Annotated in this window: 17 protein-coding genes; 9 read left to right on the forward strand and 8 right to left on the reverse strand. The window is 60.8% G+C overall.

All coding sequences use genetic code 11. The features are described from left to right. The first annotated feature begins 74 nt into the window (after window positions 1-74). Window positions 75-2387, forward strand: coding sequence for a ferrous iron transport protein B (feoB, locus tag NE637_RS05550; RefSeq protein ID WP_192112609.1), 2313 nt, complete (start codon window positions 75-77; stop codon window positions 2385-2387). Further along, the gene (locus NE637_RS05555; RefSeq protein WP_227118689.1) at window positions 2384-3568 is read left to right on the forward strand and encodes a diguanylate cyclase; all 1185 of its coding nucleotides are present in this window, start codon (window positions 2384-2386) and stop codon (window positions 3566-3568) included. The genes feoB and NE637_RS05555 overlap by 4 nt, the downstream gene beginning before the upstream one ends. Window positions 3569-3660: 92 nt before the next feature. On the opposite strand, the gene NE637_RS05560 is transcribed toward NE637_RS05555, so the two are convergent. Further along, a complete protein-coding gene (locus NE637_RS05560; RefSeq protein WP_227118688.1) occupies window positions 3661-4854 on the reverse strand; it encodes a mandelate racemase/muconate lactonizing enzyme family protein in 1194 nt (397 codons plus the stop codon). Window positions 4855-4876: 22 nt separating this feature from the next. After that, the gene (locus NE637_RS05565; protein WP_227118687.1) at window positions 4877-6172 is read right to left on the reverse strand and encodes an MFS transporter; all 1296 of its coding nucleotides are present in this window, start codon (window positions 6170-6172) and stop codon (window positions 4877-4879) included. Window positions 6173-6396: 224 nt separating this feature from the next. On the opposite strand from NE637_RS05565, the gene NE637_RS05570 reads away from it, so the two are divergent. Then, window positions 6397-7347 carry a LysR family transcriptional regulator gene (locus tag NE637_RS05570; RefSeq protein ID WP_227118686.1) on the forward strand — a complete coding sequence of 317 codons (951 nt, stop codon included), beginning with the start codon at window positions 6397-6399 and terminating at the stop codon, window positions 7345-7347. A gap of 95 nt (window positions 7348-7442) precedes the next feature. On the opposite strand, the gene NE637_RS05575 is transcribed toward NE637_RS05570, so the two are convergent. After that, complete coding sequence (locus NE637_RS05575; protein ID WP_192112604.1) at window positions 7443-7694, reverse strand: FeoA family protein; 252 nt, start codon at window positions 7692-7694, stop codon at window positions 7443-7445. Between the two features lie 254 nt (window positions 7695-7948). Here NE637_RS05575 and NE637_RS05580 point away from each other — a divergent pair, with 254 nt between their 5' ends. Both NE637_RS05580 and NE637_RS05585 read left to right on the forward strand, forming a co-directional pair. After that, window positions 7949-8620 (forward strand): acyltransferase, encoded by a 672-nt coding sequence (locus tag NE637_RS05580; RefSeq protein ID WP_227118685.1) that lies wholly within the window; start codon window positions 7949-7951, stop codon window positions 8618-8620. 32 nt (window positions 8621-8652) lie between these two features. Next, window positions 8653-11868, forward strand: a complete 3216-nt coding sequence (locus NE637_RS05585; RefSeq protein WP_227118684.1) for a DEAD/DEAH box helicase — start codon at window positions 8653-8655, stop codon at window positions 11866-11868. 74 nt (window positions 11869-11942) lie between these two features. Here the strand turns inward: NE637_RS05585 and panB are convergent, their stop codons facing one another. From panB to NE637_RS05610, 5 genes are all read right to left on the reverse strand, one after another. Next, entirely contained in the window at window positions 11943-12776 is an 834-nt protein-coding gene (panB, locus tag NE637_RS05590; RefSeq protein ID WP_215648191.1) for a 3-methyl-2-oxobutanoate hydroxymethyltransferase, read from the reverse strand. Next, window positions 12773-13660 (reverse strand): agmatinase, encoded by an 888-nt coding sequence (gene speB, locus NE637_RS05595; protein ID WP_192112600.1) that lies wholly within the window; start codon window positions 13658-13660, stop codon window positions 12773-12775. The genes panB and speB overlap by 4 nt, the downstream gene beginning before the upstream one ends. Before the next feature lie 272 nt (window positions 13661-13932). Next, entirely contained in the window at window positions 13933-14469 is a 537-nt protein-coding gene (locus NE637_RS05600) for a hypothetical protein (RefSeq protein ID WP_227118683.1), read from the reverse strand. A gap of 10 nt (window positions 14470-14479) precedes the next feature. Then, a complete protein-coding gene (locus NE637_RS05605; protein ID WP_227118682.1) occupies window positions 14480-15247 on the reverse strand; it encodes a class I SAM-dependent methyltransferase in 768 nt (255 codons plus the stop codon). 133 nt (window positions 15248-15380) lie between these two features. Next, window positions 15381-16637, reverse strand: a complete 1257-nt coding sequence (locus tag NE637_RS05610) for a multidrug effflux MFS transporter (RefSeq protein ID WP_227118681.1) — start codon at window positions 16635-16637, stop codon at window positions 15381-15383. Window positions 16638-16754: 117 nt separating this feature from the next. Between NE637_RS05610 and NE637_RS05615 the strand changes: the two genes are divergently transcribed. The 4 genes from NE637_RS05615 to NE637_RS05630 all read left to right on the forward strand — a co-directional run bounded on the left by NE637_RS05615 (window position 16755) and on the right by NE637_RS05630 (window position 21735). Then, complete coding sequence (locus NE637_RS05615; RefSeq protein WP_227118680.1) at window positions 16755-19058, forward strand: ATP-dependent helicase; 2304 nt, start codon at window positions 16755-16757, stop codon at window positions 19056-19058. A gap of 1 nt (window position 19059) precedes the next feature. Further along, window positions 19060-20127 carry a thiamine-phosphate kinase gene (gene thiL, locus NE637_RS05620; protein WP_215648187.1) on the forward strand — a complete coding sequence of 356 codons (1068 nt, stop codon included), beginning with the start codon at window positions 19060-19062 and terminating at the stop codon, window positions 20125-20127. 33 nt (window positions 20128-20160) lie between these two features. Then, window positions 20161-20802 (forward strand): class II aldolase/adducin family protein, encoded by a 642-nt coding sequence (locus NE637_RS05625; RefSeq protein ID WP_215648186.1) that lies wholly within the window; start codon window positions 20161-20163, stop codon window positions 20800-20802. Between the two features lie 141 nt (window positions 20803-20943). Beyond that, window positions 20944-21735 carry a DUF4198 domain-containing protein gene (locus NE637_RS05630; RefSeq protein WP_225529932.1) on the forward strand — a complete coding sequence of 264 codons (792 nt, stop codon included), beginning with the start codon at window positions 20944-20946 and terminating at the stop codon, window positions 21733-21735. Window positions 21736-21809: the final 74 nt, after the last annotated feature.

Here is a 21809-nt window from a genome sequence, read left to right on the forward strand (position 1 = left end):
GAAAATAGATTTCAATTCCATTCAAATTGAGCCACCCCGGCTGATCCGGTGCGGCGATGACAGGAGCGCACAGCATGCCGGAATCCCTTTCCGCAACTGTCGGGGCGCGCGGCGGCAATGCCCGTACGCTTATCGGCGGTCTGGCCTATTCCCTGAGGCTTGCCATCGCGGGCAACCCCAACTGCGGCAAGACCACAGTTTTCAATGCCCTCACAGGCGCGCACCAGCATGTGGGCAACTACAGCGGCGTAACGGTTGAAAAGAAAGAAGGCTTCATTCGCCACGAAGGGCAGGAAATCATACTTGTGGATTTGCCCGGTGCGTATTCTCTTTCTGCCTATTCGCAGGAGGAGGTGGTGGCGCGCAACGTGCTTCTGAGCGGCGCGGTGCAGGCGGTCATCAACGTTGTGGACGCTGGCATTCTGGAGCGCGGGCTGCTGCTCACGGCCCAGTTGCGCGAGATGGGCCTCCCTGTGGTCATTGCCTGCAACATGATGGACGAAGCGCGGGCGACGGGCATCAGCATTGACTTTTTGCGCCTGTCGGAACTCATGGGGGCCATCGCCGTGCCCACGGTCGGGACCTCGGGCAATGGCCTGCGCGAGGCCCTTTCTGCGGCGCGTCAGGTTGCCCTTGATGCAGAAAACAGCAGCCAGCAGCCTGGCATTCCCGCAGCTTCGCCCTGCGAAATCCACAGTTCTGCCCTGCACATAAGCTACGGCCCCCTGCTAGACCCGATACTGGAAACCATGGAAAAACGCATTGCGGAAAGCCAGGGCATGGCATCCTCACCCTATGCCCACTGTGCGCCGCGCTGGCTGGCCCTGAGCCTGCTCCAGGATGATGCGGAAGCCGTGGCAGCCTTGCAGGCGGCGGATGCAGACCTTGCGGCCGACATGGCCCAGGTTTGCCGCTTTGTGCAGGAAGAGCTGGGCAGCATTGGCCGCGATGCGGAAGGCTTGATAGCAGACGGACACAGCGCCTTTGTGCGCAAAATTGCCGCCGCCTGCGTGGTCAAAACCGGCAAGCGCCACCGCCTCAGCCTCTCGGACAGGCTCGACCGCATACTGGCCCACGCGGTGTGGGGCGCGCTGATCATGCTTGGCGTGCTCTACGCCATGTTTCAGATCACCATTGTTCTTGGCTCCTACCCCCAGGGCTGGCTGGAGGGCGCGTTCAGCGCGCTGGCTGGCGCGGTGCGGGGCACACTGCCAGAAGGCCTGCTTTCCTCCCTGTTGGTGGACGGCGTGATCGCGGGCGTTGGCGGGGTGCTGAGTTTTGTGCCGCTGGTGCTTATCATGTTTGCGCTCATCGCCATTGTGGAAGACAGCGGCTACATGGCGCGCATGGCCTATATTGCCGACCGCGTGTTCCAGTTTTTCGGCCTGCACGGGGCATCGGTGATGCCCTATATCATTTCCGGCGGCATTGCGGGCGGCTGCGCCATCCCCGGCGTCATGGCCACCCGCACCATGCGCAGCCCCAAGGAAAAACTGGCCACCATGCTCACCCTGCCCTACATGGCCTGCGGGGCCAAACTGCCCGTGTATCTGCTGCTGGTGGGCACGTTTTTTCCGCACAATGCCGCCAACATGATGTTTGCCATCATTATGCTCTCGTGGGTGCTGGCCTTTTGCGTGGCTCTGCTGCTGCGCAAAACCGTCTTGCGCGGCGAAGCGACGCCTCTGGTCATGGAAATGCCGCCCTACCGCATGCCCACCGTGCGGGGCATCTGCATACATTGCTGGGAGCGCACCTGGATGTACCTCAAAAAGGCGGGCACGGTGCTTGTGCCGCTGTCCATGCTCATCTGGGCGGCCATGACCTTTCCGGCCCTTGATCCGCAAACGGCCCTGCCTTTTGAAAACGAAATCGCCCGCCTGAGCGCCGGGCTTGAACGCGAAGATCTGCCTGCGGAAGCGCGCGCCAATCAGGAAGAAGCCCTTGCAAAAGTGCAGGAGGAACTGGATGCCGAGCGCCTGCGGCACACCCTTGCCGGAAGCCTTGGCACATGGCTTGAAGGCGCAACGTCCTACGCGGGTTTCAGCTGGCGCACCGACGTGGCCCTTATCGGCGGTATTGCCGCCAAGGAGGCCATCATTTCCACACTGGGCACGGCCTACGCCCTTGGGGAGCAGGACCCTGAAGACCCGGCCTCGCTGGCGGAACTACTGCGTGCCGACCCAACGTGGAATCAGGGCACGGCCTTGGCTCTGCTTGTTTTTGTCATGCTCTACGCCCCCTGCTTTGTCACTCTGGTTGTCATCCGGCAGGAGTCGGGAAGCTGGAAGTGGGTGGCATTCAGCATTGCCTTCAACACGCTGCTGGCCTTCGGCATGGCCGTGGGCGTGTATCAGACGTACCGCTTTTTCTGGATGGACGTATGATGATCAAACGTACAGGACGCGCACCCGGCATGGGCATACGCGCGTATATTGCCTTGGGCCTGACGGTGATGACCCTGCTTTTTACTGCCAGCTTTTTCTATTTTATGAGCATGGCGCGCGAGGTCAGCGTGTCCGGCACACGAACCTACGGGCTTTTCATGACGCTGGCCGAGAACGAAAAATTGACCGACAGCCGCAACATGGCGCGCCTGCGAGGCGCAGAGGCCGCACTGGCGGCCTTGCCTTCACTGGCTGTAAAACAAGCGGAGCCGGAGGCCAGCGCCGCTCTGGCGGAGCTTTCCGCCGCCATAGCGGAACTGGCTACTTCACAGCCCGTAACCGATGAAATGCTGCTGCAACTGCGCCGCACAGCTACGCTGGCGCACGAATTTGAAAACCGCCTGCTCATGGGCTTTTTGCTGCTGGGCGCAGGGCTGGCGCTGCTGTTCGGCCTGCTGCGCCTGCACCTTGCGCGCCCGCTGCAAAGCATCATGGTCTTTCTCAACCAGCTGGGCACAGGCTCTCCCAGCCAGCCGCCCAAACACAGCTTTATCACCGAACTGCACAACATATCGGCTGCGCTTGAAAATCTTGGCACCTATCTGTCGCTTGCCACGGTGCGTTCGCAAAAACTGGCCTCGGAACATGACCACTTTCAAAAAATGTCGCTGGTGGACGGTCTCACCGGAGTGGGCAACCGCCGCGCTTTTGACGACAAGCTGCGCTCCCTGTGGCTTCATGCCCTGCAACATGGCACGCCGCTAGCGCTTATCATGCTGGATGTGGATACCTTCAAGCGCTATAATGACAGCCTCGGGCATCAGGCCGGGGACGAATGCCTGCGCCGCATTGCCGCCGCCATGAGCAGGGCGGCACGCTCCACGGATGTTTGCGCGCGCTATGGCGGGGAGGAATTTGCCCTGCTGCTGCCCGGTGCGGACGCCGCAACGGCGCAGGCCGTGGCCGCCCGCGTGCATGCGGAGGTAGCGCGCGAGCAGTTGCCCCACCCCAGTTCGCCCGTGGGCGACATGGTGACTGTCAGCCTCGGAGTGAGCAGCCTGACGCCGCTGGAAGAGCAAAAGGAAGAAAGCCAGATGCTTGTGCGTCAGACAGATTCCGCCCTCTATGCCGCCAAGGCGGCAGGCCGCAACCGCACCTGCGTTTACGGGCAGGCTTCATGACGATCCAAGCGGGTAGCCCTGCCCGACATACAAAAAGCCGTACGGATTCAATCCGCACGGCTTATATTCGCTGTTCTGACGAAGAGTATAACTTACTTCACCGTTACAACTGTTGAAGCCGCGATGGTTTCCGGCGTCAATTCCTGGCCCAGGCCGGGCAGTTCGGGCACGGAGTACATTCCCTTTTCGGGCATGTAGTTGTGCACGCACGTTCTGGTATTGGGCTCTAGCAAGGCGTAGCGGTGCAACTCATGGATCATGAAGTTGGGGATAGCCGCCTCCATATGTAAGGCCGCAGCGGTCGAAATAGGTCCGCCGCATACGTGGATCTGGACGGTCGCATCGTAAACATGGGCCATATCGCAGATTTTCTTTACTTCAGTGATGCCGCCGCAGGTGCAGATATCAGGCTGAATGACGCTCACAGAACCTTCTTCAAGGAAGGGACGGTAGCCCCAGCGCCAGTAAATGCGCTCACCGGCAGCGATGGGAATCGGCACATTGTCCGCAACCTTCTTCATCTGCTTGGGGTTCAGAGGCATGACGGGTTCTTCGTAATACAGGACGCCCAGCTCGGTGATCATGCGGCCAAACTGAATGGCTGCAATGGTGGACGTAAAAGAATGCATTTCAACAATGATATCCATATCCGGCCCAACCGCCTTGCGCATGGCTGCAAGGCGGTCATAGCCCCGGCGCAGCACCCTGTCGGGCAGTACGCCTGAAAGATCCTGCTGGTTCCAGTTGCCCTGCCCGTCCATGGCGAGAACGTCCACCTTAAGGGCATCGTATCCTTCTTCCTGAGCGATAAGCGCGGTTTCCGCATAGGCCTGGGGATCAACAAGCATGGCCTTGTCCTTGCCGGAACCCCAGCCGAACTGCAACTGGCTGGCATAAGCTCGTATCTTGCTGCGCGTTTTGCCGCCAAGTAGCTGATACACTGGGACGCCGAGAGCCTTACCCTTGATGTCCCACATGGCAAGGTCAAGGCCGCTCATGGCAGCGGAAAAAATACCGCCGCCGCCCTGTCCCCAAAATGTCTTGCGCAACATCTTTTCCCATATTGCTTCGTTGCACATGGGGTCCATGCCAATGAGAATCTGGGCCAGATCCTTGGCCATGCCAAATCCGCCAGAAGCGCCCACGCCGTATGCAAGGCCCACTTCGCCAAAACCGCTGATGCCTTCATCCGTATTTACCCGAACAACAACCGGACGCCACTTGCTGGTAGCGGAACTGAAGTCATTGGCCACATCAATAATATCAATACTCGTAATCTTCATCATTATTCTCCTGTGAGCAGCGCCGCTAATAGCGTTTGACTGCAAGAACGCCCGCAGCGATGGTTGCCGCCGCTCCTGTGAATACAAGGCAGAGCAGGCCGCCGCTGTACTGGCCGGTAGTGTTTATGAAAAATCCGATCATGGCGGGCGCAAGCGATGCAAGCCCGTTGGCAAGGCCGTTCATTATGCCTGACGCTGTAGACATGGACGGGCCGGGAATCAGCCCTTGCAGCAACGTCCAGGCCACCGGCGTTCCCATGGTGCAGAATGCCACAGCCAGAGACAGCAATATGGCGGAGAGATATTTTTGCTCAGTGACCGCACCCAGATAAACGCAGCAACCGGCAAAAAACATGGCTGCCATCAGAATTGGCGCGCTTCTGCCTATCTTGTCCGTCAAAAATCCGCAGGACACCTTAAAGATAATGGAAAGCACAAAGGGCAAGGACGCCATCCAGCCCATTTCGCTCCAGCTGAACCCTCTGGCTGATTTGAGGTAGCTCGGCAACCAGGTTATCAGGCCCCAGTACATGCATTGGAGGCACAAGTACCAAAACACCAAAAGCCAGTACCGGTAATTGCCGATGAATCCCTTGAGACGCTGCCCCAGCGGCAACGCAACTTCATTGGTCGCCGAAACTTCCTGCCCCTCTTCAATGTGAGCCAGTTCTGCCTTGTTGATGCTTTTATGCTGCCTCGGGGTATCCGCCGTATGCCGCCACAGCAGGTACAGAGGGATCAAACCCACAGCAAGGCAAAAATGGAAATTGGCTCTCCAGCCGTAGTTACCAATAAGATAAGCAAAAAACGGCATAGCCAGAGCCGGAGCGACAGATTGCCCCACAACCCAGGCGGCGTTGGCCCGCCCGCGTTCCTGCCGGGGAAACCAATTTTTTACAAAAACACTCTGTAGCGGGTAATACATGCCTTCGCCAACGCCCAGCATAATGCGGCTGACGATGATGATCGCAAATGTGGAGGCAATGCCGCCCAGGAACAGGGAGGCCGTCCAAAGGCCGATACAGAGCATCATGGATTTGCGCGGCCCCAAATAGTCGCCTATGGGGGCCAGCAGCACGTTTGCAACGCCATAGGCCGCAAGAAATACGGACATCATCATGCCAATCTGAACGGGTGCGCCTTTGATGCCCATTTCAATAAGAAAAGGATCGTTGGCGGCCAAGACCGAAACGTTAACGCGGTCAAGGTATGCTATGAATATCCCGATAAACAGACAGAATACAACGATGAACCGCTTTTTTGTCGGTTCTTCGCCCACATCCTTTACTGCATTTGCAGGGGAAATAACGCCTTCACTCATATGCTCTCCCTTTGGCGGTTTCTCTATGAGCAGCCAATGCGCATTTGCTGTAATCATATTACGCCGTTATCAGTCAATTCGTTCCCATTGCAGGCTACCGGTATTGCCCATATGGAATTTTTATTGTCACGACTATGCTGCGTAAATCCAGATGGGTAAAATTGTTTTTATTTGTCGATTAATAAGATAAAGTTATTGAAACAGCTAAATGAAAGGGAAAACTCATGCAATTGACGCTGCGGCAAATTGAGGCATTTCTGACGGTTGCAAACCTTCGCAGCTTCACTGCTGCAGGGGCTTCCTTGCACATAACCCAAAGTGCCGTAAGCAACCTCATCAAGGATCTTGAGGCGCAGGTTGGCGTGCCACTTTTTGACCGTACGTCGCGCTTCGTCTCACTGTCCCCCGATGGACGGGAGATGTACACGCTGGCCCAAAAGGCCTTTCACGAATTCTTGCTTATGGAGAAATACGCCGCAGATCTTAGCAGTCTGCGCGCGGGCAGAGTGCGCGTTGTTGGCGCGCCGCTCATAGCCTGCACACTGTTGCCGCTGCTGCTCGCGCACTTCAAGAGGGCCCAACCCGCCATACGTGTCGAGCTGGTGGATCAGCCCATGGCGCTGGTACAATCAAGTATACAGCAAGGGGATGCAGAAGTCGGTTTTGGCCCGGCCCGCCTGCCTGAGACAGACATTATCGCCCGCCATTTTTTTACCACCCCTGTGAGCATGCTCTCACGCCCGGATCACCCGCTGGCAGGGAGGCACAGCACCTGGAGCGAGGTTAAAAAGGTTCCCGTGGTTGCGGTGGGCAGGGAATCAGTGGGCTATATCGCCGCGGACGTGGGTACGCAGCCGCCGTTTACCATTGGCCATGTGGTCAACCAGATGCCAACAGCCTTTGCTCTGGCCGCAGCAGGTTGCGGCGTTGCACTGGCTGGACGGTTTTCGCTGATGCTGGCACGGGGCTATGGTCTTGTGGCTACCCTCCTGCACGACCCAGTACTGTACCGGGAAATGCAGATGTACCTGCCTGCTGCCCGCAAACTCTCGGACGCTGCCGCCACATTTGTGGATTTTGCCACGCAGTTTGTGAAAGATCACGACCCCAACACACTGGATTCAGCCACTGTTGCCGAACTGGCACCGCCGCTCTGTACACGCAGAGACTCCTGATCGCAGGTGGCTGGCCTGCCTTTGCAGCATGAAAAAACGCCCCGCTAAAAAGCAGAGCGTCTGAACACACATCGGACAAACCTGAAGAACGTGCGCTAATTGTTTGTCGCGGCGGCGGGCTGCACCATGATGGCCCCGGCCTCCCTGCGGCGCAGGGCAATGGTTACTTCCGCGCAACGCAAGGCCAGAGGGTCGCGCAGGGGGGCATAGCCCACCACAGAAACAGGCATGCCAGACCCCAGCCCCATGTCTCGGATGCGCCGCGCAAGTTCGCCCCGTGCATTGATGCTGACAATACGAGCCATCTCGCCCACCTTGAGGGACGTGAGAGGAATAACTGAATCCATTGCGCCTCCGGGAGAACCTTTAAAAAACTGTATAATTTAAAAATAACATTCATTTTCAATTTACCATTCATTGCCCCTGGCGTCAAGAAAAGAGACCCTCGGCAATCTGCGGTGAGCGCGCCACGCGCTGCTCCTCGCGGGACAGGCTCCTCCGCTCCACTCGACCATATGGCCCGACTCTGGCATGATGCCTTGCAGCGGGAGGGTCGCTTGCCTCCACGCCCTTTCCGGCACACGTCAACAACGGACAAGCCATGAGTATTCTGAAAAAAGTTCTGGAACGGGGCCTCACCCCTTCCAACGTCATAAGCTACCTGTGTTTGCAGATCATGCGCGTCAACGGCGCGTTCTGGGGCACCCTGCGCCTGCGGCTCAAGGCCCTTGCGCTGGGCGTGCAGGTGGGTGCTGGCGTGTCAGCCCACGGGCCTGTGGGCCTGCTGCGCTGGCCAGGCAGCCGCATGAGCATCGGTGCTGGCGCAAGCCTTATTTCTTCCTGGCGGCGGGCCACTGCTGCGGCTCTGGCCCATCCCGTGCGTCTGCGCACCTTTGGCCCAGGAGCCAGCATTGAAATCGGCCCCGGCTGCCAGTTGAGCGGCACATCCATCACCGCCCGCTCCACGGTCATACGCCTTGAGCGTCAGGTCATGGTTGGGCCCAACTGTATTATGGTGGATTCCGACTTTCACGCCCACTGGCCGCCGGAAGCCCGCGCCACAGAACCCGGCATGGAAGGCGACCGCCCGGTAACCATTGGCGACTACGTGTGGATTGGCATGAACTGCCTTATCCTCAAGGGCGTAACCATTGGCGAGGGGGCCATCATCGGCGCTGGCAGCGTGGTCACGCGAGATGTGCCGCCCTTCTGCCTTGCCGCTGGCGCTCCCGCCCGCGTGCTGCGCAGCCTCAAGCCCGGCACTGCGGAATAGGTCACTGCACGGTGTCTGTGGGAGAATATATCGTGGCACTGCTGGCGTCAGAAAAGCTGGGTGCGCAGGTCACGTGCCACAAGCTCTTTCCGCCGGTGGAGCCATGCTACGCGCCCACACGCCTGCCCTGGCCCGCTGCCATCAGCCGTGCCCTGGAGCAGCGCGGCATCAACGGGCTTTACAGCCATCAGGCCCTTGCCACAGACCACATCCGCGCCGGGCATTCCATTGTTGCAGCCACGCCCACGGCCAGCGGCAAAAGCCTTATCTACAACCTGCCCGTGCTCGACCGCTACCTGCGCGACCGTGACGCCCGCGCCCTGTATCTCTTCCCGCTCAAGGCTCTGGCGCAGGATCAGCTTGGCGCGTTCAACGCTCTGGTGGAGGGCTGGCCCAAGGAGGCCCGCCCCACTGCCGCCCTGTATGATGGCGACACCACCGACCATTTTCGGCGCAAAATCCGGCGCAATCCGCCCACGGTGCTTATCAGCAATCCCGAGATGCTGCATCTCGGCATTCTGCCTCACCACGAGCAATGGGCGGAATTTCTGGCGGGCCTGAGCCATGTGGTTGTGGACGAGGCCCATACCTACCGGGGCGTGTTTGGGGCGCACATGGCCCAGGTGTTCCGGCGGCTCAACCGCATCGCCGGACGCTACGGCGCGCGGCCCGTCTATGTGCTGTGCACGGCCACTGTGGGCAATCCCGGCGAACTGGCGGCAGCGCTGACCGGCACGGATGCGCCTGCCGCCGCGCCTATCCTTGCTACAGATTCCCCGTCTCCGGTTCCTTCCTCTGCTTCTGCCACCCGCACAGCGGATGCGCCAGTGGTTATTGACCAGTCCGGCGCGCCGCAGGGGCCAAGGCACTTTGTTTTTCTTAATCCGGAACAAAGCCCCGCTACTGCGGCTATTGACCTGCTCAAGGCGGCGCTGGCCCGCAACCTGCGCACCATAGTCTACTGCCGCTCGCGGCGCATGACAGAACTTATCAGCCTGTGGGCCGGGCAATCTGGCGTATTTTCCGAGCGAATTTCCGCCTATCGCGCGGGCTTTCTGCCAGAGGAAAGACGCGGCATCGAGGCCCGCATGGCCTCGGGCGAGTTGCTGGCCGTGGTCAGCACCAGCGCGCTGGAACTGGGCATAGACATTGGCGGGCTGGACGTGTGCATTCTAGTGGGCTACCCCGGCACGGTCATGTCCACCCTGCAACGCGGCGGGCGCGTGGGCCGCGCGCAGCAGGAATCCGCCGTTATCGTGGTGGCGGGCGAGGATGCGCTGGATCAGTATTTTGCTCGTAATCCCGAAGACTTTTTCAGCCGCCCTGCGGAAAAAGCCGTGGTCAACCCGGACAACGAGGTCATTTTGACCCGCCATCTGGAGTGCGCGGCGGCAGAAATGCCCCTCACCCCCGGTGAAGCCATGCTGGCAAGCCCTGCTGCCCGCGCCGCCGCCCGCGCGCTCAACGCCAAGGGCCTATTGCTGCAATCGGCGGACGGCACCCAACTGCTGGCCGCCCGCAAGCGACCCCAGCGGCATGTGGATTTGCGCGGCACAGGCCAGACCTTCAGCATTGAAGATCAGGACGGCCAGATCATCGGCTCTGTGGATGGCTTTCGCGCATGGCAGGAGACGCACCCCGGCGCTGTTTACCTGCACCGGGGCCGCAGCTATGTGATTGAAGAGATGGACCCGGCCCGCGCCCGCATTGTGGCCAAGGCTGCCAAGGTCTCGTGGTTTACGCGCACACGCGGGCAAAAAAGCACGGACATTCTTGAAGAAATTGAGCGCACATCACTGGGCCGCGTGCTGGTCTGCCGTGGCCGCCTGCGCATTACCGACACTGTGACCGGGTATGAAAAGCGCTCCACATCGGGCAACCGCCTGCTCACCATCACGCCGCTTGCCGCGCCGCCGCAGGTTTTTGAAACCGAGGGTCTGTGGTATGTCATACCAGACAGCATCCGGGCCTCGCTGGAAGAACGCTTTCTGCACTACATGGGCTCTATCCACGCCCTTGAGCATGCTGCCATTGGCCTGCTGCCCCTGCTCATCATGGCCGACCGCAACGACTTTGGCGGCATTTCCACCCCGCTGCATGCCCAAACCGGACTGTCGGGCGTATTTATTTACGACGGTCTGCCGGGTGGGGCGGGTCTGACCCGTCAGGCCTTTCCCGATGCGCGGGGCCTGCTGGAAGCCACCTTCAAGGCTGTTGCCGCCTGCCCCTGCGAGGACGGCTGCCCCTCCTGCGTGCATTCGCCCAAGTGCGGATCCGGCAACAGACCCATCAGCAAGATCGGCGCGCTGGAGCTGCTGCGCGAAATGCTGGCCCCCGGCACGGAAGGCTATGCCCTGTGCAGCGACCTGCGCATCAGCCCCGCTCCTGACAGGCTGGATATGGAATCGTTGGACGCAGCCTCTGCCCTGGCGGCAGCGCCCCGGCCTGCGGTTTCGGCTCTGGATTTCATCAATGAAGGCAGCCAGCCCAAAGCCGCGCACACTGCAATGGAGGAACAATCCATGAGCAAAAAGCACTCCGCGCCGGACAATCAGAACAGCCTGTTCGGCGCTAACGGCGTTGCGCAGTCCGGCTCCAGCGGCAGCGCCCCCACGCCTCAGAGGGAGGCCAGCAGCGCGCCGGACGCTCAAGGGACAAATACCTTTGACGCCGCAGGCCTGCTGACGCACATTCCCGTGCCGCCGCCAAAAAATTTTGTGGTCTTTGACGTCGAAACCCGGCGCTCCGCCGCCGAAGTGGGCGGCTGGAACCGGGCCGACCGCATGGGCGTGAGTGTTGCCGTGGCCTACGACAGCAAGGCGGACGACTATTTCTCCTATCAGCAGAAGGAACTGCCCGCATTGTTCGAACGCCTGCGCGGGAGCGACCTTGTGGTGGGCTTCAACAACCTGCGCTTTGACTACGCCGTGCTCTCGCCCTTTGCGCCATTTGATCTGCGCACCCTGCCCAGTCTTGATCTTTTGCAGCGCGTGTACGAACGCCTGAACTACCGCCTTCCACTGGACAATCTGGGGCAGGCCACCCTGGGCGAACCCAAGAGCGCCGACGGCCTGCAAGCCCTGCAATGGTGGAAGGAAGGAAAGCTGGAAGATATCGCCACGTATTGCCGCAAGGATGTGGACATCACCCGCCGCCTTTATCTGCACGGTCTGGAGCAGGGCTTTTTGCTGTTCAGCAACAAGGCTGGCTCCCGTGTGCGCGTTCCTGTGGATTTTCACCGGCGTTGAGACTGCCAGCCGGAAAAAGCAAGACGCCCGCAATCGCGGGCGTCTTGCTTTCAAATCTCTGTGACACGGCAGCGTTATTTCAACTTTTTCAGCGTCTTTTCCATGCCTTCCGGCAGGGGATAGCCGTGATCCTCGCCGGGGAACGCGCCTGCGCGCACTTCACGCGCATAGGCCTCCACCGCTGAGCGCAGGCTTGCGCCCACTTCGCCAAAACGTTTGACGAAGCGCGGCAGGTGGCTCAGGGTCATACCCGTCATATCCTGCCACACCAGCACCTGACCATCGCAGCCAGCGCCTGCGCCAATGCCTATAACCGGGATGGACAGGGCCTGGGTCACGCGCTCGGCCAGGGGCGCGGGCACGCATTCCAGCACCAGGGCGAAAGCCCCGGCTTCTTGCAGGGCGCGGGCATCGTCCAGCAGCTTCTGGGCTGCAGCCATGCTTTTGCCCTGCACCTTGAACCCGCCAAAAGCGTTCACCGATTGCGGCGTGAGGCCAAGATGCCCCATGACGGGGATGGAAGCCCGCGTCAGCGCCCGCACTTCTGCGGCAAATTCCGCGCCGCCTTCAAGCTTGACCGCCTGAGCGCGGCCTTCTGTCATGAGCCGCCCGGCGTTGCGCACGGTTTCTTCCACAGAAACATGGTAGCTCATAAAGGGCATGTCGCAGACCACAAGGGCTTTTTGCGCACCGCGCGCCACGGCGGCGCAGTGGCGCACCATGTCGTCCACCGTGACGGAAAGCGTGTCGGGATAGCCCAGCATCACCATGCCCAGCGAATCGCCCACAAGCAGGGCATCCACCCCGGCCATATCCATGACCCGCGCGGTGCTGTAGTCATAAGCCGTCAGCATGACAAGCTTTTCCTGCCCTTTGGCCTCGCGGAAGGTAACTATGGTGTTCTTCATGACTGAGCCTCCTTCTGGTTGGCATCGTGGGCCAGACCCATGATGAGGTGGGTAAGCTTGGCAGCCGTAAAGTCCGCATGGTGCAGGCCCTCAATGGGGGCCAGTTCCACCACGTCCAGCCCCACCACGCGGCGGCCCGCCACGCAGCGTTCCAGCATGTACTGGGCCTCGCGCCAGTTGATGCCGCCGGGCGAGGGCGTTCCTGTTGCTGGCATGATGGACGAATCAAGCCCGTCCACATCAAAGGTGATGTAAATATTTTTGGGGAAATCCTCTGGCAGGGGCAGCTCCGGCAGGCCCACACGGGCGAGGAAATAGGCGTCGTAATGGGTGACGTTGAACTTCTTGCGGATCTCGGCTTCTTCCCGGCAGAAATCGCGCACGGCAAACTGCGTGAGCGGCAGGCCGAGGTCGGCCACGGCACGGTACATGACGCTGGCGTGTGAAAAGGGGCTGCCCTCATACTGGGGCCGCAGGTCGGCGTGGGCGTCAAACTGCACAACGCCAAAGGGTTCGCCCGTTTTTTCAGCCTGCCGGGCAAGTGCCCGCAAGGCCCCGAGCGTCACGGTATGCTCGCCGCCCAACACCACAGGCACTGCCTCGCAGGCAATGGCATGGGCCACAGCGGCCTCTATGCGGTCAAGCGTGTCGGTTATGGGGCCAGCGCAGTCCACGGCCTGAGCGGTAAAAAAACCTGACTCGCCCGGTGCGAATCCGCATTCCCAGGCTTCAAGCTGATGCGAGGCGGCAAGCAGGGCCTGAGGGCCTTTGACCGTGCCGCCGCCATAAGAAACGCTCTGCTCCAGAGGAACGGGGATAATGTGAAACCCTGCCTGCTCCGGTGCAGACTGGGGATATTCAGAAGCCAGAAACTTGTCTTGCATGTGATCCTGCCGTGATTTGACATAAAAAAACGGCCCGCTTGGGGAGGCAGGCCGTTTTGGTTGGAGGAGACTGTCAGCAAAAGAAAGGAAGGTACTTTCCAAGCTGCAATGGCCGTGCCACAAAAAGCAGCATACGGATAATCATATAACCTGCTGCTTTTTATTGGTAATTTTTTACAGCCTCGCAATAGGCGCGTTAAAAATGTTTAACCCCTCGTGCCTGCGCCCTGCCTGGAAGGCGCAAAACTGTACAAAATATTTTCTTGCACAGCCTACTGCACAGTGTCCTTGCCCGGCGCAACAGCCGCACCCTGCAAAGAAAGGGAAAGCTTTTCGGCCAGTTCGCGCGCGGCGGGCGTATTGCGCCATTCGTCAAAGAGTTTCTGCCAGCCGCCAAAATCCACAAAGTTGCGGTCAAGCTGTTCTTCGTGCATCTGCACCCAGGCGTTGAAAAGCTGCATCTGCACCTGGAAGGTGGCGCTCTCAAAAATCATGGCCGCAGTATCGCGGGGCATGACCTGACCGTCCACATGGGCCAGAACAAAATTACAGACCGCGCGGCGGGAAGTTTCAAAGGTCACTTCCTGACCGTTCATGTCTTCTGCCAGGGGCAGCAGCCGGGGGAACATCTCGCTGATGCGCTCCATGGCCTTGACCGGCACGGCGATGAACAGGGCGGGCTGGCCGTCCGCAGCGGCAGGGGCTTCGGGTTTTTCAGAGATGAAATAAAAACGCAGCCAGTTCTCGAACATTACGGCTTCCAGAACCTTGGCAACGCCATTCTGAAATTGTTCTTGAGCTTCGGGCATGGAGACTCCCTTAGTGTTTTACGGCCACGACCCGCAGCCGCCGATAATCAGCAATCCAACCGCCGTTATTCCACATGGATGCGCGCAGGGCATCCGCCACGGCGGCAAAAACTTTTTCCTGAGCCTCTGGGGCCACGCAATCCAGATCCTGGGCAAAAAACTGGGCCATCCAGCGGGCAAGGCTTTCTTCCCCGCCTTTGAGAGGGGTGGGCCTGTCGTATTCTTCCGCCAGCCGCACGGAAAACCCGTGGCGGCTCAGCAGGGCCGCATATTCCTGCGCCGAGGGAAAATAAAAACGCTCGCTGTTCAGATGCGCCGGGCCAATGCCTTCCCCCGCCAGCACGGCCTGAAAGGCCGCCCCAAAGGCAGCGCGGATACGCCCGATATTGCCTTGCGCGCCAAATTCGCACACCAGCAGGCCGCCGGGGCGCAGCGCCCGCGCCATGACGGAGGTCAGGCGCTCCTGATCTTCTATCCAGTGCAGCGCGGCGTTGGAAAACAGCGCGTCCACGCAGCCGTTCCACGGCATGTCGCAGGCGTCCATTACCAGAAATTCCACTCGCGGCAGACGCATCCTGGCCTGCACGATCATGTCGGGCGAGGCGTCAATGCCCACCACGCGGGCGGCTCTGGCGGTCAAGGCTTCTGTCAGTGCGCCTGTGCCGCAGCCTACGTCAACAACAAAGCCCAGACCATCGGGCAGCAGCCCCAGCAGGTTTTCACCGTAGGCTGCCACAAAGTCGTGGCTCTGGTCATAAAGATGGGCATCCCAATCCATGAATCCGGTTCTCCCTGCGCGGCGAAAAAAAGCGCAAGCGCCACTTGTTGTAAACATCAGACTACAGCGCGTCAATGCGGCGGGCTGATTTGCAGCAACAATGCCGCCCGATCCCCGCTAGAAACGAGCAGGCTCAGGCCTGCTTTTCCCGCAATGCGCGCTTTTGCATTTCGCTGTTGCCAACTTGTCCAAGCACTGAGGCGGCAAGCCCGGTGCAGGCGCTCACCAGACCCAGCGGCACGGCGGTATCACCCCCGGCCAGCCCCACAAGAGGGGAGGTGCACGCGCCAAAAATAAAGACCGCCACGCCCAGAATGCCCGAGGCCGTTCCCGCGCCCACATTTTGCGCGCTGATGCCAAGGGTAAAGCTGGTGGGGAGCGTCATGCCCTGGAGGGCGATCATGAAAAACAGCCCCACGAGCAGCGGCAAGGGCGAGGCTGGCGCTATCACCGTCACGGCCAGTACGCCAAGGCAGGCCGCGCAGCGCAGCGTGTTGCCGATTTGCAGCAAACGGGCTTCGCCAAAACGGCGCGACAGCCGGGCCGTGGCAAGGGCAACAAACATGACGCTCAAGGCGTTGCAGCCAAAAATGACGCTGTAGCCCTGCGGTGAGATGCCGTACATGCCCTGCAGCACAAAGGGCGAGGCCGCCACGTAACCGAAAAATCCGCCCATGGTGAAACCCTGCACGCCCACATAGCACATGAAGGGTTTTTGCCGCAAAAGCTCGCCCATGGCCTTCCACGAGGCGCGCAAGCCCCCCTCGCGGCGCATGGTTTCCGGCAGGGTTTCGGGCAGGCCCACGGCGCTCAGCACGATCAGCAGCACCCCAAAGCCCGTCAGAAAATAAAAAATCAGGGGCCAGCCGCTCAGGGATGCCAGCCAGCCGCCCAAGAGCGGCCCGGTAATGGGGGCAATGCCGTTGACCGCCATGAGCAGGCTCATGAAGTTGGTCAGCTCCGGCCCGCGAAACAGGTCGCAGGCCATGGCGCGGGCCAGCACAATGCCCCCTGCCCCGCCAAGCCCCTGCGCAAAACGCAGGGCAATAAAGCTGTTGCCCGTTTTGGCCGCTGCGCAACAGATGGAAGCCAGCGTAAAGAAGATCAGCGCCATGAACAGCGGCTTGCGCCGCCCGGTGGAATCTGAAATGGGCCCCACAAACAATTGACCGAGGGCCATGCCCAGCAGACAGGCCGTGATGGTCAACTGGGTTGTTGCCGTGGAGATATTAAGGTCTGCCGCCAGGGCGGGCAGGCTTGGCAGATAGGTATCGGTACACAGCGGGCCAAAGGCGGCCATCATGCCCAGCAAGAGCGCCAGAAACAGCCTGCGACGGCGGGGCAGCCTTGCGCCGGCACCCACAATATAATCATTTTCCGTAATGCGCATGTTTGTCCTTTTTCTTTTCTTTGCGCGATATTCGGGACGGACGCTGGCAAAGTCAAGGGCGGGGAACACCCCTGCGCGGCTCTGGTATGCGCTGCCGCCTTATGCTACCCTGCGCACATGATTGATTACGCTCAAGCCCTTAACGAAGCCCAGTACGAGGCAGCCACCTGCGGCGACGGCCCGGTTCTGGTTGTGGCAGGCGCAGGCAGCGGCAAAACCCGCACCATCGTCTACCGTCTGGCATGGCTGGCAGAGCACGGCGTCGAACCTGACGCCATGCTCCTGCTCACCTTTACCCGCAAGGCAGCGCAGGAAATGCTGCACCGCGCGGGGCTGTTGCTCAATCAGGGGCTTGCGGGCGTGCAGGGCGGCACCTTTCACGCCTTTGGCTTTGGGGCGCTCCGGCGCTGGAAGCCCGACTGGCTTGGCGACAGACCTTTTACAGTCATGGATTCCGCCGACATCAACGAGGCGGTCAAGCACTGCAAGGATCAGCTCAAGCTGGGCAAGGGCGACAGGTCGTTTCCCAAAACCCAGAGCATTGTGGGGCTGCTGAGCAAGGCCCGCAACAAGGAGCTGCCGCTGGACGAAGTGCTGCGACGCGAGGCCTTTCACCTGCTGCCCCACGCCGATGGCCTGGCCCGGCTGGGCGATGCCTACAATGCCTACCGCCGCGACAAGGGCCTGCTGGATTACGATGATCTGCTGTTCGAGCTTGAGGCCCTGCTGCGCGAAAATCCGCTGGCGGCCGCCTCGCTGCGGCAGAGGTTCAGCCATATTCTCGTTGACGAGTATCAGGATACAAACCTGGTTCAGGCCCGCATTGTGCGCCTGCTGGCAGGGCCCTTGGACGGCCCCCCAGGCAACGTCATGGCTGTGGGCGACGAAGCCCAGTCCATCTATGCTTTTCGCGGTGCCAATGTGCGCAACATATTGGACTTCCCCACGCTTTTTCCCGGCGCGCGCGTGGTGCGGCTGGAAGAAAACTACCGATCCACCAAGCCCGTGCTGGATGTGGCCAACAACCTGCTCTCCCACGCTGCGGAATCCTTCCGCAAAAACCTGTTCACGCGCAAGGAAGGCGGCGACCCCGTGCGCCTTGTGACGCCGCTCAGCGACATGAGTCAGGCCAAGCTGGTGGTGCGCCGGGTTGAGGAACTGCTGGCGACCCACCTGCCGCACGAAATCGCGGTGCTGTTCCGCGCGGGCTTCCATTCCTATAACCTGGAAATGGCCCTCAATCAGGCGGGCATTGCCTTTCGCAAATACGGGGGGCTGCGCTATACCGAGGCTGCCCACGTCAAGGATGTTATCGCCTACGCGCGCCTGCTGCTCAACCCGCTCGACCTGCCCGCCTTTGCCCGCGTGGCGGCCCAGCACAGCGGCATTGGCCCCAAGACGGTAGAAAAACTCTATGCCGTGGCCCGCAGCGGCGACCAGAAATCCACAGAAAAAGCCTTTGCCAAGTATCCGGGTTTTCTGGAAGACATGCGCTTTGTGGACGACCTGCGCGCCCGGCCCATGCCGCCATCGGGGACGCTGTCGTCCGTTCTTGAACATTACCGCCCCCGCCTCGAAGCCCTCTACCCGGAAGACTGGCCCCGCCGCCAGCAGGGGTTGGAAGAAATCATCCAGATGGCCTCCGGCTACAGCGAGCTGGATCTTTTTGTGGCAGATCTTGCCCTTGAAGCGCCGGAAGACGATGACGCCGACAGCAACGAGGGCAAGATCACCCTTTCCACCGTGCATTCGGCCAAGGGGCTGGAGTGGAACGCCGTTCTGATCATTGATCTGGTGGAAGACCGCTTTCCTTCGCGCCACGCACTGGCCCGGCCAGAAGATTTTGAAGAAGAGCGCCGCCTCATGTACGTGGCCTGCACCCGCGCGCGCCAGTGCCTTGACCTCTACGCCCCTGCCTCGCTCTACAACAGGGCGGAGCGCGGCAGTCAGCACGTGAGCCAGAGCCCCTTTGTGCGCGAGCTTGCACCCGGCATGGTTGAAGAATGGATTGAAGGGTTTGGCGGTGTGCTTTCGCGCCGCAGCGTGGGCGGCGTAGGTTTTGGGCGTAAAACCGCCATGCCTTCCGCTGGCGGGCCTAGCGGCGCGCAGGGCTTTTCTGGCGGGCTTTTGCCGCGTCCGCAGCGCTCGCCGAGCCACGATGCCTATGACGACTGCCAGCTTGCGCCAGACGATGCGGGCAGGCAGGCCACTCCTCTGACGAATCCTGCACCCGCTCCTGTGCCCACGCAGGGGAATTCAAGGCCACAAGCCGCAGGCGATGGCGAACTGTGTTACTGCCGTCACCGTATTTTCGGGCGCGGCAAGATCGTGCGTCATTTGCCGCCGGACAAGGTGCAGGTGAATTTCCCCGGCTTCGGCCTCAAGGTCATCCTGAGCGAATATCTGATTCTGGAGAGCTGATATGGTTCCGCCCCACGCATCCCCGGCTTCTCATGGCTCTCTTTCTGAAGACGGCATTCTGGCCTGTCTTGGCAGACATTTTCCGCAAACCGGGCCTTCCCTGCTGCTGGGCAGGGGCGATGACTGCGCCGTGCTGCGCGGCGGCAAGCCCCTTGCCGTGAGCAGCGATCTTTTTCTGGAAGACGTGCATTTTCGCCGCTCGTATTTTACCCCTGAAGAAACAGGCTACAAGGCGCTGGCTGTCAATGTGAGCGATCTTGCGGCCTGCGGGGCGCGGCCCGCGGCCTTTACCCTGTGCCTCGGCCTGCCCGGCTGGGTGGACGAACCGTGGCTGGACGCGTTTTTCTCGGGCATGGCGGGTCTTGCCAAGCAGCACAACATGGTGCTAGCCGGGGGCGACCTTTCCGGCTGCGAGCGGCTGCATATTTCTGTGACCGTGTGGGGCGAGCCCGCCGACCCCGGTACCTTTCTTGTGCGCGGCGGCAGCATGCCCGGCGATGTGCTTTTTGTGGTGGGGCGTCTGGGCCTTGCCCGCGTGGGACTCAAAGCTCTTGAAGCTCAGGGCCGCGCGGCCCTGGATCTGTGGCCCGCCGCCTGCGCGGCGCACCTGCACCCCGAGCCGCAGGTGGACGCTGGCCTCATGCTGGCGCGGGCGGGATTCAACGCCCGGCCGCCTGCGCTCATGGATGTTTCTGACGGCATCATGCGTGATCTGCCCCGGTTGCTTGGCCTTACGGGCGAGTTGAGCGCTGCGGGGCAGGTCTCGCGCGGCAGTCTGGGGGCGGAGATCATGCTGGCCCGTGGGCAACTGCACCCGGAAGTAGTGGGCTATGCCGAGGCCAATGGCAAAAATCCCGTACACGAGGCCCTGCTTGGCGGCGAGGATTACGCCCTGCTTGGTTCGTGCGCACCCGACATGCTGCCCCCCCTGCATGCTGCCATACCGCGCCTTACAAGCATCGGCGTTGTGACTGCGGGCGGCGGCATTGTGTGCAACAACGAGCCGCTGGACACTCTGGCGGAAATGCGCGGCTTTGACCACTTTGAACGCAAAGGGCAGGAAGCCTGACATGCGCGCATGGCAAAACAAAGGAAACCCCGCATGAGCATCACCTCGCAGCGGTCAACAACCGCGCCGATCCCAGAAGATCAACCTTCCATCCCTTCTGAAATGGTTGAAGAATTTCGCGCAGTTTGCCGCGATGCATGGAAGCAGGGCCTGCTGTCCGGCTGCAACGGCAACGCCAGCCGCAGGCTTGGCAGCCATACGCCGGAGCTTGTCTGCATCACCCGCAGCGGCGCTGCCAAGGGCAGGCTGACCGCCGCCGACTGCTGCCTTATGGACATCGCCACTGGCGCTGTTGTATCCGGCGGTCCCGCATCCACCGAATCAGGCATGCACCTCGCCATCTACCGCACTCGCCCGGACTGCAACGCCATTCTGCACACCCATCCCCGCCGACTGCTCGCCTTGAGCCTGCGGCTGGCGGGCAGACAGGAAGACTTTTTGCGCCTGCCCCTTTTTGAAGCCGAAGTATGGCGGGCCAAGCTGGGCTTTGCCCCGGCACTTCCCCCCGGCACTACCGAGCTGGCAGACGCCGTGGCTCTGGCTGCCAGCAGCAAGGATGCCGTGTGGATGGCCGGGCACGGCCTGTGCTGCCTTGGGCGCACCCTGGCCGAAGCCCTGTGCCTTGCAGAAGAACTGGAACATCTTGCCGCGCTGCAGATACTTGCCACAGTTTAGTGCAGGCATTGCCGCACTTTTCTTTCAGCCCGCATCTTGCGGGCTTTTTTGTTTCTTTAAGTGTTACAACTTGCAAAAACATATGCGCTATTGTAGCATTCAATAAAATTTCGTAACACAAACTCAAAGGAGCCCCCCACCATGCATATCCGTTCGCACTTCTGCGCTGCCCTGGCCCTTATGGGTCTCATGATTTCCAGCACTGCCGCCCTGGCCCACGAATTTATCCTCAAGCCCGACACGGCAACCCCTGCCGCCGGGCAGAAAACCCGCATGCAGGCGCAGGCAGCCCATGTGTTCATGGTCAGCGAAGAAGCCGAAAATCCCGCCAACGTGCGTCTGTACCTCTTGCAGGGCGACAAAAAAACCGACATCGCCCTTGTGGAAGACAAGGCGCTCGTTTCGCTGGTGGGCGACTTCACCCTCGCGCAGAACGGCCCCGCCATGCTGGTGGGCCACCGCCTGCCCCAGATATGGTGCGAAACAACGCAGGGTGAAATGGAAGGCAGCCGCGCCGCCCTTGAAGCCAAGGGCATGAAGGTCAAATCTTCCGGCAAGTATGAAAAATTCGCCAAGACCCTGCTCAATCCCGCCAGCAACGACACCCTGTTCGGCAAGGCACTTGGCCAGGATCTGGAACTTGTGCTGCTGACCAACCCCGCAGACATCAAGCCCGGCGCACCCCTGAACGTACAGGTGTTGCTGCGCGGCAAGCCCGTGCCCAATGCCACTGTGGGCCTGACCCACGATGCCTTCAGCAAGGATCAGGACACCTACAAATCCAAGGCGCAGACCGATGCGCAGGGCAAGGCCTCCTTTACCGTGGACAAGCCCGCCCTGTGGATGCTGCGTACCACGGTGGTTGAAAAGACCCCCGGCGCGGACGCTGACGAGCACCATCTGCGCGCCACCTATGTGTTCCCCGTAAAGTAGCCCCCATATCCACACGCACGCAGGCGGGGGAAGGTTAGCTTTCTCCCGCCTGATCGCATTCCCACACCTGCTTG

The organism is Desulfovibrio desulfuricans, from assembly GCF_024460775.1.
GTDB classification, from domain to species: domain Bacteria; phylum Desulfobacterota; class Desulfovibrionia; order Desulfovibrionales; family Desulfovibrionaceae; genus Desulfovibrio; species Desulfovibrio desulfuricans_E.

Bases quoted from the DNA above. Each gene is read 5' to 3' on its own strand.
- feoB (WP_192112609.1), top strand. From the start codon at position 75: ATGCCGGAATCCCTTTCCGCAACTGTCGGGGCGCGCGGCGGCAATGCC.
- NE637_RS05555 (WP_227118689.1), top strand. From the start codon at position 2,384: ATGATGATCAAACGTACAGGACGCGCACCCGGCATGGGCATACGCGCG.
- NE637_RS05560 (WP_227118688.1), bottom strand. From the start codon at position 4,854: ATGATGAAGATTACGAGTATTGATATTATTGATGTGGCCAATGACTTC.
- NE637_RS05565 (WP_227118687.1), bottom strand. From the start codon at position 6,172: ATGAGTGAAGGCGTTATTTCCCCTGCAAATGCAGTAAAGGATGTGGGC.
- NE637_RS05570 (WP_227118686.1), top strand. From the start codon at position 6,397: ATGCAATTGACGCTGCGGCAAATTGAGGCATTTCTGACGGTTGCAAAC.
- NE637_RS05575 (WP_192112604.1), bottom strand. From the start codon at position 7,694: ATGGATTCAGTTATTCCTCTCACGTCCCTCAAGGTGGGCGAGATGGCT.
- NE637_RS05580 (WP_227118685.1), top strand. From the start codon at position 7,949: ATGAGTATTCTGAAAAAAGTTCTGGAACGGGGCCTCACCCCTTCCAAC.
- panB (WP_215648191.1), bottom strand. From the start codon at position 12,776: ATGAAGAACACCATAGTTACCTTCCGCGAGGCCAAAGGGCAGGAAAAG.
- speB (WP_192112600.1), bottom strand. From the start codon at position 13,660: ATGCAAGACAAGTTTCTGGCTTCTGAATATCCCCAGTCTGCACCGGAG.
- NE637_RS05600 (WP_227118683.1), bottom strand. From the start codon at position 14,469: ATGCCCGAAGCTCAAGAACAATTTCAGAATGGCGTTGCCAAGGTTCTG.
- NE637_RS05605 (WP_227118682.1), bottom strand. From the start codon at position 15,247: ATGGATTGGGATGCCCATCTTTATGACCAGAGCCACGACTTTGTGGCA.
- NE637_RS05610 (WP_227118681.1), bottom strand. From the start codon at position 16,637: ATGCGCATTACGGAAAATGATTATATTGTGGGTGCCGGCGCAAGGCTG.
- NE637_RS05615 (WP_227118680.1), top strand. From the start codon at position 16,755: ATGATTGATTACGCTCAAGCCCTTAACGAAGCCCAGTACGAGGCAGCC.
- thiL (WP_215648187.1), top strand. From the start codon at position 19,060: ATGGTTCCGCCCCACGCATCCCCGGCTTCTCATGGCTCTCTTTCTGAA.
- NE637_RS05625 (WP_215648186.1), top strand. From the start codon at position 20,161: ATGAGCATCACCTCGCAGCGGTCAACAACCGCGCCGATCCCAGAAGAT.
- NE637_RS05630 (WP_225529932.1), top strand. From the start codon at position 20,944: ATGCATATCCGTTCGCACTTCTGCGCTGCCCTGGCCCTTATGGGTCTC.